This window comes from Bacillus sp. ABP14 (assembly GCF_001831375.1).
In the GTDB taxonomy this organism is placed as follows: domain Bacteria; phylum Bacillota; class Bacilli; order Bacillales; family Bacillaceae_G; genus Bacillus_A; species Bacillus_A paranthracis.
Window position 1 is genome coordinate 187,240 of the sequence record NZ_CP017016.1, and the last position, 14,149, is coordinate 201,388.

At 34.6% G+C, this 14,149-nt stretch carries 14 protein-coding genes and 1 riboswitch; of the genes, 6 read left to right on the forward strand and 8 right to left on the reverse strand.

All coding sequences use genetic code 11. The annotated features are described in order from the left end of the window. Positions 1-7: 7 nt before the first annotated feature. Positions 8-1,618: a peptide ABC transporter substrate-binding protein gene (locus BGI23_RS01040; RefSeq protein ID WP_070805083.1), complete on the forward strand. Its 1,611-nt coding sequence runs from the start codon at positions 8-10 to the stop codon at positions 1,616-1,618. Between the two features lie 16 nt (positions 1,619-1,634). Here the strand turns inward: BGI23_RS01040 and BGI23_RS01045 are convergent, their stop codons facing one another. Further along, positions 1,635-2,102 (reverse strand): YusW family protein, encoded by a 468-nt coding sequence (locus BGI23_RS01045; RefSeq protein WP_001221555.1) that lies wholly within the window; start codon positions 2,100-2,102, stop codon positions 1,635-1,637. Between the two features lie 173 nt (positions 2,103-2,275). Here BGI23_RS01045 and BGI23_RS01050 point away from each other — a divergent pair, with 173 nt between their 5' ends. From BGI23_RS01050 to BGI23_RS01060, 3 genes are read left to right on the forward strand one after another with little or no spacing between them, the layout of a single operon-like run. Beyond that, positions 2,276-3,175, forward strand: coding sequence for a helix-turn-helix transcriptional regulator (locus BGI23_RS01050; protein WP_000544196.1), 900 nt, complete (start codon positions 2,276-2,278; stop codon positions 3,173-3,175). Positions 3,176-3,193: 18 nt separating this feature from the next. Beyond that, a complete protein-coding gene (locus BGI23_RS01055) occupies positions 3,194-3,385 on the forward strand; it encodes a hypothetical protein (RefSeq protein WP_044790574.1) in 192 nt (63 codons plus the stop codon). Beyond that, positions 3,382-3,732 (forward strand): ABC-2 transporter permease, encoded by a 351-nt coding sequence (locus tag BGI23_RS01060; protein ID WP_044790575.1) that lies wholly within the window; start codon positions 3,382-3,384, stop codon positions 3,730-3,732. Before BGI23_RS01055 ends, BGI23_RS01060 begins: the two co-directional genes overlap by 4 nt. Positions 3,733-3,776: 44 nt before the next feature. Here BGI23_RS01060 and BGI23_RS01065 read toward each other — a convergent pair whose 3' ends face one another. The 4 genes from BGI23_RS01065 to proC form a co-directional block, all read right to left on the reverse strand. Continuing rightward, positions 3,777-5,417 (reverse strand): peptide ABC transporter substrate-binding protein, encoded by a 1,641-nt coding sequence (locus BGI23_RS01065; protein ID WP_000731078.1) that lies wholly within the window; start codon positions 5,415-5,417, stop codon positions 3,777-3,779. Positions 5,418-5,803: 386 nt separating this feature from the next. Further along, a complete protein-coding gene (locus BGI23_RS01070; RefSeq protein ID WP_044790576.1) occupies positions 5,804-7,444 on the reverse strand; it encodes a peptide ABC transporter substrate-binding protein in 1,641 nt (546 codons plus the stop codon). Positions 7,445-7,576: 132 nt separating this feature from the next. Then, positions 7,577-7,683, reverse strand: a riboswitch (SAM riboswitch). A 151-nt stretch (positions 7,684-7,834) separates the two neighbouring features. Further along, positions 7,835-8,668, reverse strand: coding sequence for an aldo/keto reductase (locus BGI23_RS01075; protein WP_000060176.1), 834 nt, complete (start codon positions 8,666-8,668; stop codon positions 7,835-7,837). A gap of 1 nt (position 8,669) precedes the next feature. Then, positions 8,670-9,473: a pyrroline-5-carboxylate reductase gene (gene proC / locus BGI23_RS01080; protein WP_000956262.1), complete on the reverse strand. Its 804-nt coding sequence runs from the start codon at positions 9,471-9,473 to the stop codon at positions 8,670-8,672. A 187-nt stretch (positions 9,474-9,660) separates the two neighbouring features. Here proC and pnuC point away from each other — a divergent pair, with 187 nt between their 5' ends. After that, positions 9,661-10,311: a nicotinamide riboside transporter PnuC gene (gene pnuC / locus BGI23_RS01090; protein WP_044790578.1), complete on the forward strand. Its 651-nt coding sequence runs from the start codon at positions 9,661-9,663 to the stop codon at positions 10,309-10,311. A gap of 67 nt (positions 10,312-10,378) precedes the next feature. Here pnuC and BGI23_RS01095 read toward each other — a convergent pair whose 3' ends face one another. The 3 genes from BGI23_RS01095 to modA all read right to left on the reverse strand — a co-directional run bounded on the left by BGI23_RS01095 (position 10,379) and on the right by modA (position 13,018). Beyond that, positions 10,379-11,230: a GRP family sugar transporter gene (locus BGI23_RS01095; protein WP_000353544.1), complete on the reverse strand. Its 852-nt coding sequence runs from the start codon at positions 11,228-11,230 to the stop codon at positions 10,379-10,381. A 301-nt stretch (positions 11,231-11,531) separates the two neighbouring features. Further along, positions 11,532-12,206 carry a molybdate ABC transporter permease subunit gene (modB, locus tag BGI23_RS01100; protein WP_000006670.1) on the reverse strand — a complete coding sequence of 225 codons (675 nt, stop codon included), beginning with the start codon at positions 12,204-12,206 and terminating at the stop codon, positions 11,532-11,534. A gap of 5 nt (positions 12,207-12,211) precedes the next feature. Next, positions 12,212-13,018 carry a molybdate ABC transporter substrate-binding protein gene (gene modA / locus BGI23_RS01105; protein ID WP_070805084.1) on the reverse strand — a complete coding sequence of 269 codons (807 nt, stop codon included), beginning with the start codon at positions 13,016-13,018 and terminating at the stop codon, positions 12,212-12,214. Between the two features lie 133 nt (positions 13,019-13,151). Between modA and BGI23_RS01110 the strand changes: the two genes are divergently transcribed. Further along, positions 13,152-14,099, forward strand: coding sequence for a helix-turn-helix transcriptional regulator (locus BGI23_RS01110; RefSeq protein WP_000712210.1), 948 nt, complete (start codon positions 13,152-13,154; stop codon positions 14,097-14,099). The last annotated feature ends 50 nt before the right edge of the window (positions 14,100-14,149 follow it).

Consider the following 14,149-nt stretch of genomic DNA (forward strand, 5'->3'; position numbering starts at 1 on the left):
ATGTAGGATGAAGAAGTTTTTACTGTTTGTCATTATGACTGTTTTAGCAATTACTTCTGTCGCTTGCGGTAAGAAAGAGACGCAAAAGGCGAGTGCTGGTAAGGGAGAAGGAGATCGATTAGTAACGAATATTGGTAGCGATCCATATACACTTGATTCCGCTATCGCGACAGATAGTACTTCAGGTTATGTAATTGGACATTTATTCTCAAGCTTATATACGCAAGATAGTGATGGGAAATATCAAAATGAATTAGCAGAGAAAGAAGAAGTAAATGCTGATGGAACTGAGTATACAATTCATTTAAAGAAAGATATTAAATGGTCAGATGGTTCTGCTATTACAGCAAATGATTTTGAATTTGCATGGAAGCGATTATTAAATCCGAAAACGGGTTCTATGAATGCGACAGAAATGTATTTTATTAAAGGGGCAGAGGCATACAATACTGGAAAAGGTGAAGAAGGACAAGTTGGCATTCAAGTCATTGATCCTCAAACATTAAAGGTAACACTTGAGCACCCAGTGTCTTCTATTAAACAAAAGTTAGCAAGCTCATTATTCATTCCATTATCTAAAAAATCAATTGATGATAATAATAAATTAAAAACAGATCCAAAAGAGTTAATTACGAACGGACCATTCACATTAAAAGAATGGAAGCATAATCAGGCTATTACAGTACAAAAAAATAAAGAATACTATGATAAAAAGGTAACATTAAAAGAAATTGAGTTTCGTATTATTCCAGATTCTAAAACAGCGTACCAATTATACAAATCAAAAGAATTAGATGTACTAAGTGGTTTACCACAAGAGATGATTGAGAAAGAAAAAGGAAATAAAGAATACAAGCGTGTTTCAGGATTTTCATCTTATATTTATTCGTTTAACGTAGAAAAAGAGCCGTTCACAAATGCGAAAGTACGTAAAGCATTCTCGTTAGCAGTTGATCGTAAGTTTATTGTTGAAAAACTGTATAAAAACAATGCACAAGAAGCAAATGCATTCGTTCCAGAAGGAGCAAAAACACAAAGTGGGCGTGATTTCCGTAAAGAAAAAGGTGGTTACGTTAAATTTGATCCAGCAGAAGCGAAAAAATTATTAGAAGAAGGCATGAAAGAACAAGGCTGGTCTACATTACCTGAAGTAACATTAAAGTTCACTACAGATACACAACATAAAAAAGTAGCAGAAGCAATGCAAGAAATGTTTAAGAAAAATCTTGGCGTAGATATTAAATTAGAGAATAAAGAGTGGAAGAGTTACATCGACACATATAAGCAAAGTGATTTCCAATTAGCTTATATGGGATGGGGCGGTTCTCTATTAGATCCAATTACTAAATTAGATTTATATGCAGGTGATGGTCCAAACAATTATGCAAAATGGCATAATAAAGAATTTGATGCTTTAGTGAAGGAAGCAGAAGTTGAACAAAATGAAGATAAGCGTTTTGACTTATTGCATAAAGCGGAAGATATTATGTTTACAGATTCACCATTAATTCCAATTATATTCCCGTCGGATTCCTATTTACAAAAACAAATGGTATCTGGACTTCAATATTATGTTGGCTCTAAACCAGATTTAAGATATGCAAAAATAAAGAAGTAGGCAACTGCCTACTTCTTTATTTTATTTCTCTTTTATATTCTTTTTTCGTTCCATCAGAGAAGACAACTTCTAACTCGAATTTTTGATAGTCTTTATCAAGTTTGAACACGTTCACTACTTGATCGATTACTTCTTGGTCAGCAGTATCTTTATCAAATTTTAATTCTTGTAGAAGTGGGCTTAATTTTGTAATAGCCTCGTCTCCTGTTAATTTTACATCTGCTTTATGATCTTCAATTTTTGCTTCCATTTTCTTATCAGCTGCTACATTTTTATAATCAGCTTCGTAGTCTTTCTTCGTATCTTGATAGTCTGCATCTAAACTAAATTCATTAAAATTAAGTTTTAAATCTGCAGGAGCTTCATTTTTTGCTTCTTCAGTTGTTTTCTTATTCGAAGTTGTATCTTCTTTTGCAGGAGCTTTACATCCTGTTAATGCAGGTACTAGCATAAGAGCTAATAAAACTGATAGTAGAATTCTCATTATAAATTCCTCCTTATGTAAATTCGTTCTATACAAGTTTTTCCCAAAAACATGTAATTATGTATGTGTTGAAAATAAATTATTATTCTGTAGTCACAAGGGCTAATCCGCAATTTAAATCAAAAAAGATTTGTATGTATATGGTAAATTGAAGTTGTGAGGGAGGGACTAACATGCATGAAGAGTATAAAGAGATAATAAAAAAATCAATTGAATATATAGAGAATCACTTACATGAGGAGCTTACAACAGAAAGAGTGGCATCTCACAGTGCAGTATCGATGTACCATTTTCATCGTATCTTTCAAAGATATGTTGGGATGAGTGTAACGGATTACATTCGAAAGAGAAGATTAACTCATGCTGCACAGGCTTTAGTATCAACTGAAATAGCTGTTATTGATATTGCAATGCAATATGGTTTTTCCTCACAGGAGGCATTTACGAGGGCTTTTAAAAGAATGTTTCAATTGCCACCAAAGAAATATCGAAAGTACTTCCAGTCATTTTATATAGAAAGAGAGGGTGTTTCAATGCAAAAAGGTATACCGAAAGGATGGATCTTAAGTGGAAGTCATCCTGCTGAATATGAGATGGGTTTAGATTATGAAGTTGTCCATCAAGGGAAAGTATCTGCATACATAAAAGCAAAAGAGAATGTTACGCACGGAGGATTTTCAACATTAATGCAAATGTTCCGAGCAGATAAATATGTAGGGAAGAGATTACGTTTTACAGCATTTGTTAAGAGTGAAAATGTAAGAGATTGGGCAGGATTGTGGATGCGAGTAGACGGAAAAGAGACAGAACCGCTCGCTATGGATAACATGCAAAATCGCCCAATTAAAAATACGAATAACTGGCAATCGTACTCGGTTGTATTAGATATAAAAGAAGGAGCGCTTGGTATTGCATTTGGTGTTTTATTATCAGGAGAAGGTTGTGTATGGCTAGATAGTATTCGATTTGATGAAGTAGATGAAAAAATTCCTACAACAGATTTGGCAGAGAACTTTTATGAAACACTTTTAGAAGAACCAGTGAATCTACAATTTGAAGAATTAGAAAAATAAAAAACAAGGAGAAAAGATATGCTCAAATATGTAAAACTAATAAGTATTAGTTTAGTAATAGCGTCTTGTATTATGGGAATTAATTATTTAGTTAGCTATCTTTGGTCAGGGCATATACCTTCTTTGACGTGGAGAACATATTTGATGTTTGTGTTTATATTTATGATGAGTTTTAGTTCGATGCAAAAAGATGGGGAAGAGGATTATTGAAAATAGTCTTCTTCTCCTTTCTTTCATTAACACAAATGTTCATAGCTGTTTTCGGAAATGCAGGTATGATCTTTAATATAATTTCACTATCGTTACAACTCGTAAATTCGGGTGTAATTGTACCGCATGAAATGCTTTCTAAAACATATCAAACAATCGGCGAATTATTTCCCGCAACATATGCAGCGAATGGCTATTATACAATAATATTTGGGGGAGTTAATTTAGAGAGAAATATTATTTCGTTATTAATTATTGTATTGGTTACACAATCAGTAGCAGTGATGACTTTAGCTATAAAAGGAATGGTAAAGGGAAGAAGAAGCTCTGTAGTTAAAGAAGCATAAAATAAAAAGGTATCCTCGGTGGGATACCTTTTTATTAGTACTTATTATTTTGCAACTTCTGTCCACTTGTAGTTAAACTCACCACCGAAGTCAGTTGTTACAAGTCCTTTAATGAAAGAGCGTTGTAAGTAAGAACGACCTTGTTGGTATAAAGGAGCGACAGCACCGTCTTGTAATAGAATTTTTTCAGCTTGCTTCATTGCTTCCCAGCGAGCTTTTTCATCACCAGCTAAATCTGTTTTTACTTTATGAATTAGCTCATCGTACTCTTTGTTAGAGTATTTATCGAAGTTGTAAGCACTATCTGTTGTAAATAAATCTAAGAATGTAATTGGATCAGCGAAGTCAGGGCCCCAGCCATCAATACCGATTTCATAGTCACCACTTAACAGTAGTTTTAACTGTTGTTTACGTGGTTGTGGTTTTAAATTCACTGTTAATCCATCTAAGTTCTTTTCTAGTTCACCTTTTAAATATTCACCAGTCTTTTTAGCTAAAGCATTATCACTTGTTAGGAGTTCAATTGTTACTTTGTCAGTACCAAGTTCTTGCTTCGCTTTTTTCCAGTTTTCTTTCGCTGTTTTCACATCATCTTTCACTAGATTTCCATTTTCTTTACGGAAGTCGTTGCCATCAGGACTTTTTGCGAATTTCGCAGGAACCATTCCTTCAGCTGCAACAGCGCCGTTATTTAAAATTGTTTCTACATATGCTTTCTTATTCATTGCTCCGTTAATAGCAAGGCGTGCATGTTGATTTTTTAATGTTTCATTTTTTTGATTGAGTCGTAAAAATTGAATGCCAACTTCAGCGCGTTCTTTGAAGTTTGGATCGCCCTTATATTTATCAACAAACTCCGCAGTTAAAGCAACGCGATCAATTTGTCCTGAATCATATAAATTAACTTCTGTAGACTTGTCTTTAACGACATTGAAGTTGATTTCTTCTAATTTCACCGTTTTAGCATCCCAATAGTTAGGATTCTTCTTCAGTTGGAAGCTTTGCTCGTGTTTCCAGTTATCTAATGTGAAGGCGCCGTTGTAAATTAAATGATTTGTTTCTAAACCGTATTTATCGCCTTGAGACTTTAAGTACTCTTCATTAATTGGTAAGAATGTTGAGAATGTCGTTAAACTTAAGAAGTAGGGAACAGGACGATCTAGTTGTACTTCTAACGTTTTATCATCAATAGCTTTGACCCCTAGTTGATCAATCGGCAATTGTTTTTGGTTTATTTGTTTCGCATTCTTTATATCGAAGAATAAGAATGCATATTCAGCTGCTGTATCAGGGTTTACAGCACGTTGCCAAGCGAAGACAAAGTCTTTTGCTGTAACAGGAGTACCGTTTGACCATTTTGAATCACGCAGATGGAATGTATATTTCGTTTTATCGGGACTAACGTCAACCGACTCAGCGACACCAGGAATCGGTTTATTATCTTCTCCCATTGCATATAACCCTTCAAAAACATTACGCATTACGTTCATGGATTCCCCATCCGTTGCTTTTGCAACATCCATTGTTGGAATTTCTGAAGCAAATGATAAGTTAATTGCCTGTTTATCAGGTGCTTTATCATTTGCTTTCGCTCCGCTTGCGTTATCTTTATTTCCCCCGCAAGCAGTTAGTAATAGACTTGCCCCTAAAACAGATGCAACAACAGGTACAACTTTTTTCTTCATTGTTCGTTCCTCCCTAAATGTGTTGTTCGTAACGTCATAATGTCCATGTTTTGAAGTGTATCTATAGAAGAAGAGAAAACCTATTATAAATATGTACATGTAGGTAATCAGGTGTTCTATATGTATATACATGTTGAACTATAATTTATCATTATATGCTTCGACGTAGTAGACGTTATATTATGATGGTGAAATATTTCGTTTCTTTGATTATTTAGAATATTAACACTGGAGAGAACTATATGTCAATAATAAAAAGTTGAGCATTAATTTTTTAAAATAATATATTAAAAAAGCGGATTTCCTCTTATTGAGAATCCGCATTTAATACATTTTTTCAATAAAATAATTGGTTTAGATAGAAAAACTTCAATTCAGGTTGTCTTTTATTTTTCAATTTGTGCCCATTTGAAGTTTAATTGGCCTGCAAAGTCTACTTGCACAATTCCTTTCACATAAGAACGTTCTAAATAAGATTCACCTTTTTGGTAAAGGGGAGCGATAACAGAGTCTTTAAATAATATTTTCTCAGATGCTAGTAATGCTTCCCATCGAGCTTTTTCATCACCAGCTAAAGTCGTTTTAACCTTTTCAATTGTTTCATCGAACTCCTTATTAGAGTAATGATCTAAGTTGTATGGATTATTCGTTGTAAACAATTCAAGGAATGTAATTGGATCAGCAAAGTCAGGGCTCCAGCCATCAATACCGATTTCATAGTCACCTTTTAATAAAAGTGAAACTTGTTGTTTACGTGGTTGTGGTTTCACATTTACTGTTAATCCATCTAAATTCTTTTCTAGTTGTCCTTTTAAGAACTCACCCGTTTTCTTATCAAGGTCAGCATCACTTGTTAATAATTCTAATGTAATCTTTTCAGAACCAAGCTCTTGTTTTGCCTTTTTCCATAACTCTTGTGCAGATTTTGTATCAACTTTGGTTAAATCCCCGTTTATAGTACGGAAGTCCTTTCCATCAGGCCCTTTTGCAAAGTTTTTTGGAACGAGACCAAAGGTTGGTGTAGAGCCATCATTTAATAGTGTATTTACAAAGGATTTTCGATCGATTGTTTGATCGATTGCTTGGCGTGCAGAAACGTTTTGAAGTACTTTATTTTGTTGATTCATACGTAGAAACTGTACCCCTACGTTCGGACGTTCTTTAAAGTTGGCATCTTTTTTATATTTATCAACGAAGTCAGATGTTAGTTTTATACGGTCTAATTGTTTTGATTCGAATAAATTTACTTCTGTAGATTTTTCTTTTACGACGTTAAAATTGATTTCTTCCAGTTTGACAGTATCTTTATCCCAATAGGTAGGATTTTTCTTGAATTTAAAGCTTTGCTCGTGCTTCCAATCGCTTAGTGTAAAAGCTCCGTTGTACAAGATTGCATTGTCTTCTAAAGCGTACTTATCACCTTGTTGTTTAAAGAATTCCTCGTTAATTGGTAGAAATGTTGGGAACGCTGTTAAGCTAATAAAGTACGGAACAGGACGTTCTAATTCTACCTCAAACGTATGGTCATCAATTGCTTTTACACCAAGTTGGTCGGCTGGAAGTTCTTTGTTGTTAATTTTTGTTGCATTTTTAATATCAAAGAATAGAAATGCATATTCAGAGGCTGTTGCTGGATCAACAGCTCTTTGCCAAGCGAAGACAAAATCTTTCGCTGTAACAGGAGTACCGTTTGACCATTTTGAATCTCGCAGGTGGAATGTGTATTTCGTTTTATCACCACTTACTTCATGAGATTTTGCAACACCAGGGACAGGTTTGTTACCTTCACCAAGATTATACAAACCTTCAAATACGTTTCTCATTACTTGACCAGAATCAGTATCTGTAGCACGAGCTGTATCCATTGTTCGTATTTCAGTAGGTGAAGATAAGTTTAAAACCTGTTTACTAGGCGCCTCGTCTTTTGCATTTGCTCCGCTTGCTTCGTTTTTATAACTACCGCAACCAGTTAATAAAATACTTACTCCTACAACTGATGCAATACCGGGTACAAACTTTTTTTTCATTTGATTTTCCTCCTAAATAATTAAGTTTGGATGATGATGAGGGAAATGAAAAATAAAAAATCCCTCTTTTCATATTGAGAAAGAGGGATTTTTACGTACAAGTTATGCACCCGTATATAAACGAAGTCCCTCATTCTATCTTTCAAGCTATAAAGCTTGCAGGAAGTGGCACAGTATTCAAAAATGAACCTGCTGCCGAGGTTTCAAAGGGCCAGTCCCTCCACCTCTCTTGATACAATGAGTAAACGAATAAACTTTATTAATTTTTGTGTTTCTTTGATAATTCAAAATCTTACACCTTGGATGATGAAGTGTCAACTGAATGAAATATAGTTTAAATTTTCAGTTTTCTTTAATGAAAAACCACTGCATATGGCAGTGGTTTTTCTATTAGAAGTTAAAGTTATCTGGATCTGGACCAACGCGACGATCTTCATTTAAAGCTTGAATTGCTTTCATATCATCAGCACTTAATTCAAAGTCGAAGATGTTTGCATTTTCAATAATACGATGTTCTTTAATTGATTTAGGAATTGTTACAACTTCGTTTTGTAAATCCCAGCGTAAAATAATTTGCGCAGTTGATTTATTATATTTTGTCGCAATTTCTTGCAACGTTGGATTATCTAGTAGTTGTCCTTGCATTAACGGTGACCAAGCTTCAAGCTGGATATTATGTTCTTTACAGAAAGCGTGCAACTCTTCTTGTGCTAGACGTGGGTGGTATTCCACTTGATTGACCATTGGCTTAATTTCAGCAATTTCAAATACGTCTTGTAAGTGGTGAATATGGAAATTACTCACGCCAATTGCACGAACACGGCCGTCTTTATAAAGTTTTTCTAACGCTTTCCATGATTCAGTATATTTCCCTTTTACAGGCCAATGTACTAAATATAAATCTAAATACTCTAGTCCTAATTTTTCTAATGTAGTTTCAAATGCTTGAAGTGTTGTTTCATACCCTTGATCGCTATTCCATACTTTTGATGTAATAAATAATTCTTCACGTGAAACACCTGATTCACGGATTGCTTGGCCAACGCCTTCTTCATTTTGATAAATTGCTGCAGTATCTATACTGCGGTAGCCATTTTTAATTGCTGCTTTCACAGACTCAATTACTTCTGAACCATCTTCTACTTTAAAAACACCTAAGCCGAACCAAGGCATTTTTACACCGTTATGTAATGTTGTATAGTCTTTTAAACTTGTTAAACTCATATTATTTCCCCCTAGCTTTTTTGTTTGTCGCTTCTACTGCTTTTTGAATTGCCTCTGAAAAATTATATTCATATAAAGCTTTGAGACCTTCAGCTGTGGAACCACCTGGCGTTGTTACTTGTTCACGGAGGTTAGCTGGATCTTGTGTTTGTTCAAGCATAGAAGCAGAGCCAGAAATCATTTGAATGACAAGGTGTTTTGCGGTTGCTTCATCGACTCCATAACTTTTTGTTGCTTCAATTAAACTTTCAGCAAAGTAATAAAGGAAGGCTGGTGCACTTCCAGTAACTGCAGTAAGTTGATGAACTTCTTCCTCGGTACAAAGTTGCGAAGTACCAATGCCCCCTAAAAGCAATTGCAGGGTTTCTTGATCAGTCTCGTTTACGAATTGTCCCATCGTGTATAAGGAGATAGACTTACCAATTTCAGCAGCTGTATTTGGCATAATCCAAGCAACAGGCGTTCCTTTAGGAAGTCTTTCTTCTAAATAAGATGGGCCGATGCCGGCAGCTACCGTTACGACAAGTTGATTCGATAGTAACGGAGATAACTCTGCTAATAATTCTTCATGTGCAGAAGGCGGCATTGCTAAAACAATCGTATCAACAGATGTAACATGTTGCTTCCAATCTGTTGTAGTAGACACATTATATCGCGCTCGTAATTGATCTAGCTTTTCTACGTTACTTCGGTTAGAAACGATAATCTCTTCGATGTATTCTTTGCTTGTTTTAAGTAATCCGGAAAATATAGCTTCTGCCATACGACCAGCACCAATAAATAGAATTCGATGTTTAGTTAGCATATCCTCTATTCCTTTCTAGTGGAGATATGTTATAAAAAACGATAACATTTTTAAGAGAATTTTGTAAAAAGAAAAGATTTCCCGTAGGTGGAATGGATAATGAAAAGTAGGAAATTCATGGTAAATGTAAAGGCTGTTACTTATACTGGTGATAGGGAATTTATTATACATCTGGGGAGAGATGATCATGATTAGAAGTCCGCTATTTTTAGTTGTTTCTAGTATCATTTGCGTATTGGTTGGATTTTATATTCAATCGAGTTATATTGAAATTTTTGCATCGGTTATGGGGATTATTAATGTTTGGTTATTAGCGAGGGAAAAGGTCTCTAATTTTTTATTTGGCATGATTACCGTTGCGGTATTTCTGTATATTTTCATTACACAAGGATTATATGCAATGGCAGTATTGGCAGGTTTTCAATTTATATTTAATGTATATGGTTGGTATCATTGGATTGCACGTAGTGGGGAGGAAGAGGTAAAAGCAACAGTTCGTTTAGATTTGCAAGGTTGGATTTTTTATATAATCTTTATTTTAGTTGCATGGATTGGTTGGGGGTATTATCAAGTCCATTACTTAGAATCAACAAGTCCATATTTAGACGCTTTAAATGCTGTACTAGGATTAGTAGCTCAATTTATGCTAAGTCGAAAAATCCTAGAAAACTGGCATTTATGGATTTTATATAATGTAGTTAGTATTTCAATTTATATCTCCACTGGGTTATATGTTATGCTAATATTAGCTGTTATTAATCTCTTTATATGTGTAGCGGGTTTGCTAGAGTGGAAGAATAATTATAAGGGCCAAAAACATACAAATAATTATATCTAGAAAATAATTAGAATTAAAAAACCCCTGAAGCATATGTGCCTCAGGGGTTTACTAATAGATTATAAGTTTATGCTTTTGTCATACCAAGTAATACAGCGCCGCCGATAATTAAAACACTACCTAGTGCAATAAAGATCAATTGACGTTTCGTTTTCTTTTCGCCTAAGAAGACAATCGCACCAAATGTTGAGATAACGATTCCAGTTTGAGATAATGGGAAGCTTGTTGCTACTCCGACACGTGGTAATGAAAGAAGTAAGAATAAGTTTCCAGTTCCCCATAGTAAACCAGATAAAGCGTTACGGATTGCATATTTGTTAAATGGTTTATGTTTAGATGTCAGTACAACCGCACCAACAAACATACCAACTGCTTGTGGTAAAATAGCAGACCAACCATCGATGTTATACCAACGAATAATAATTACATATACAAGATAGCCAAAAGTAGAAACAATTAAAGTAAGAAGTCCCTTTTTCAATTGTCCTGGTGGCTGAGCATTTTCTTTATCATCTAATGATGTGAATACAACACCAACTACGATTAATAGGATTGCAATCGTTCCCAGAATGATCGTTGTAGTAGTAGTCCACTCACGGAAAGCGATAACCCCAAAGATAGAAGTTGCAACAAGTTGCATACCAGTAGAAATTGTTACAGTAGTTGAAACGCCTAGTTTTTCAACTGTTTTTAATTGGTTTACTTGTCCTAAAGCCCAGAATAAACCTGAAATAAAACCAACAATCAAGATTGTCATTGTTAAAGCTGGTTGAGTAAATACATACATAATTGTTGCGAAGAATAGAGCACCGATTGTCATACCTACCGTTTGGCTATATGCACCACCGCCCATTTTTACGCTTACTAATAAGATGTTTCCCCATGCAATTGCAGGAAGAAGCGCTAATAAAATGTCCATTACAAGACTCCCTTCGTTTTGCTATACCAATATAATTACATATCGTTCTAACGATCGGTAATGCCCCACTAATAGAGTAGAAGATTACCGATCGCTAAAACAGGATGAAGAATTCACGATATAAATGCGTTTTCATTTCTTCATTTTTTCAAACACCTCCATATAATAACAGGAAATTGCCTATTTTAGAAAGTAAATTCAAATAGAATGTATATTTAAATAAAATTTAAAATTCAGTTATTTCCCGGTGGTATATTTTTATTTCCTAAGAAATAAAAAAGCAGCTTCAAAAAGAGCTGCCTTAAGAGTTAGTAATTCTTTTATTAATAAGCTGAATACATAGCAAAAATAGGAGGGACATACTAATAGTGATAACTACTAGTGTCCAGGCGAGCTGCATATTACTTGCATCAATCGCCATGTAAATGGCAGTTGGGATAGTTTGTGTTTTACCAGGAATGTTTCCGGCAAACATGAGCGTAGCACCAAACTCACCAAGCGCACGAACAAAGCTCAAAATCATTCCACTTAGTAAGGCAGGAAATGCAAGCGGAAGTGTGACGTGTAGAAAAACTTGATATTCACTTGCACCAAGGTCACGAGCACTTTCTTCAATTTGTACATTCGCGATAGAAAATCCTGTTTTTGCTGATTGGTACATAAGCGGAAATGCAACAACTGTAGAAGCAATGATAGCAGCAGTAGATGTGAACATAATAGATTGCTGAAATATTGATTCTATCCACGTTCCAATAGGACTGTTATTTCCAAAAATGATAATGAGAAAAAAGCCGATTACAGTTGGCGGAAGTACCATTGGTAACAAGAAAATCGTTTCTAATATTACTTTATATCTCCATGAGGAGCGTGCTAGCGCTCGTCCGATTATCGTTCCTAAAATGGTAACGATAATGGTGGCACATGCAGCTACTCGTAAAGATAGAAAGATTGGTGACAAAATAGCATCAAAGCTCATGGCAATTATGGTAGGACTGTAAATCCATATTTTTTAAAGATAGATTGTGCATCTTTTGACTGCAAATACTCATAAAATGAGGTCGCCTCTTTCTTGTGCTTAGATTCTTTTATAACACCTAAAGGATAGTGAATTGGCTCATGAGAAGTAGCCACTGCTGTCTCACCAATTTTTACTTTGTTTGAAATAAGAGCATCTGTTTTGTATACAATACCAGCATCAACATTACCTGTTTCTACATATGTTAACACTTGGCGAACATCTTTTGTAAATACGACTTTATTTTGAATGTCATTCCAAAGATTTTCATGTGTGAGAGAAGCTTTTGCGTATTTTCCCGCAGGTACAGATTCAGGTGTACCAAGTGCGATTTTTTTTATTTTTTCATCTTTTAAATCTTGAATTTCTGTAAGAGAACTATCTTTTGGGACGACTAGAACGAGTTCGTTTCCAAGGAGATTTTTCCCCTCTTTTTCATTAATGAATCCTTTTTTAACGAGAGTTTGGAATTTATCTTCGGCTGCTGAGAAGAATAAATCAGCAGGTGCACCTTGTTCGATTTGTTGTTGAAGTGCACCAGAAGCGCCGAAGTTAAAAGAAAGTTTAATATTAGGTTCTTTTTCTTTATATTTTGTTTCAATTTCTTTTAGCGCATCTTGTAAGCTTGCAGCTGCTGATATAGTAAGTTCAACTGTTTTTCCTTCTTTAGCGGTTGATTTCTCTTTCTTCTCTCCGCTTGTACATGCAACACTAAATATAAGAAGAAAAGAAAGGATAAGTGCCCCGATGGAGTGTAATGTAAACTTATTCATAAAAAATCCCCTTTCGTTTTTACATAATTAATTATAACTAAATATAAATAAATATAACTAGTTATAATTGAATATAATTTGAACGATGTAGTTATTTTTAAAATATAGGAGAAATATTCTTTTCTTTGTTACAATGAAGAAAGAAAGTGAGGAATCGTCTATGGATCATCATTCCTACACAACGGAAGAAGTAGCGAAGCGATTAAAAGTATCAAAATTAACTGTATACGATTTAATTAAAAAAGGAGAACTGCCTTCTTATAGAATTGGTAGACAGATGCGCATTGATGCAGCAGATTTAGAACAATATATTAAGCAAATGAAAACAGGTAACGTACAAGTTACTTCTGTAAAGAATGACAGTAATAGTATCTCGAATACATGTATTATTAGCGGACAAGAACTAACGTTAGACATGTTGGCAAAACGTATAGAAAATCGCCTGCCAAGTTCAAATATATTAAGGGCATATCAAGGTAGTTTAACGAGCCTAGTAAAAATGTATCAAGGAGAAGGAAGTATCGTTAGCTTGCATTTGTTTGATGGCGAAACGGGTACATATAATGTTCCTTACGTAAAACGTATTTTAGTAGGACAACCATGTACGATGATTAATTTATTAGCAAGGAACGTTGGGTTTTATGTGCAAAAGGGGAATCCTAAAAATATAAAAACATGGGCTGATTTATCTCAATCATCTATACGATTTATAAATCGAGAAAAGGGTTCTGGTATTAGGGTGTTAGTCGATGAACAATTGCGCATTCAAAATTTAAATAAAGAACGTATTAGTGGATATGAATGGGAAGAATCGAATCATCTTGGTGTTGCTACGCAAGTCGCGAATGGGAAAGCTGATGTGGGAGTAGGATCAGAAAAGTTTTCGCAAATTGTAAATGTAGACTTTATTCCAATCATGAAAGAGCAGTATGATTTAGTGATTTTGAAGAATAAAGAAAATGAAGAGTTGATCGAAGTTGTAAAAGACATTCTGCAATCGGAAGAATTTCATAATGAACTAAAAGCGATTGGCGGATATGATATGACGAAAACAGGTCAAATTATATATGAAATAAAGTGAAACTTTAATCAGTGGGGGGCTTCATCCCCCACTGATTATCAGCCCTCCCA

What these genes read in the sequence shown, in the direction of transcription:
- BGI23_RS01095 (WP_000353544.1), bottom strand. Translation starts at nt 11,230, where the DNA reads ATGGACATTTTATTAGCGCTTCTTCCTGCAATTGCATGGGGAAACATC.
- BGI23_RS01055 (WP_044790574.1), top strand. Translation starts at nt 3,194, where the DNA reads ATGCTCAAATATGTAAAACTAATAAGTATTAGTTTAGTAATAGCGTCT.
- BGI23_RS01110 (WP_000712210.1), top strand. Translation starts at nt 13,152, where the DNA reads ATGAAGAAAGAAAGTGAGGAATCGTCTATGGATCATCATTCCTACACA.
- BGI23_RS01065 (WP_000731078.1), bottom strand. Translation starts at nt 5,417, where the DNA reads ATGAAGAAAAAAGTTGTACCTGTTGTTGCATCTGTTTTAGGGGCAAGT.
- modA (WP_070805084.1), bottom strand. Translation starts at nt 13,018, where the DNA reads ATGAATAAGTTTACATTACACTCCATCGGGGCACTTATCCTTTCTTTT.
- BGI23_RS01040 (WP_070805083.1), top strand. Translation starts at nt 8, where the DNA reads ATGAAGAAGTTTTTACTGTTTGTCATTATGACTGTTTTAGCAATTACT.
- BGI23_RS01045 (WP_001221555.1), bottom strand. Translation starts at nt 2,102, where the DNA reads ATGAGAATTCTACTATCAGTTTTATTAGCTCTTATGCTAGTACCTGCA.
- pnuC (WP_044790578.1), top strand. Translation starts at nt 9,661, where the DNA reads ATGATTAGAAGTCCGCTATTTTTAGTTGTTTCTAGTATCATTTGCGTA.
- BGI23_RS01075 (WP_000060176.1), bottom strand. Translation starts at nt 8,668, where the DNA reads ATGAGTTTAACAAGTTTAAAAGACTATACAACATTACATAACGGTGTA.
- modB (WP_000006670.1), bottom strand. Translation starts at nt 12,206, where the DNA reads ATGAGCTTTGATGCTATTTTGTCACCAATCTTTCTATCTTTACGAGTA.
- BGI23_RS01050 (WP_000544196.1), top strand. Translation starts at nt 2,276, where the DNA reads ATGCATGAAGAGTATAAAGAGATAATAAAAAAATCAATTGAATATATA.
- proC (WP_000956262.1), bottom strand. Translation starts at nt 9,473, where the DNA reads ATGCTAACTAAACATCGAATTCTATTTATTGGTGCTGGTCGTATGGCA.
- BGI23_RS01070 (WP_044790576.1), bottom strand. Translation starts at nt 7,444, where the DNA reads ATGAAAAAAAAGTTTGTACCCGGTATTGCATCAGTTGTAGGAGTAAGT.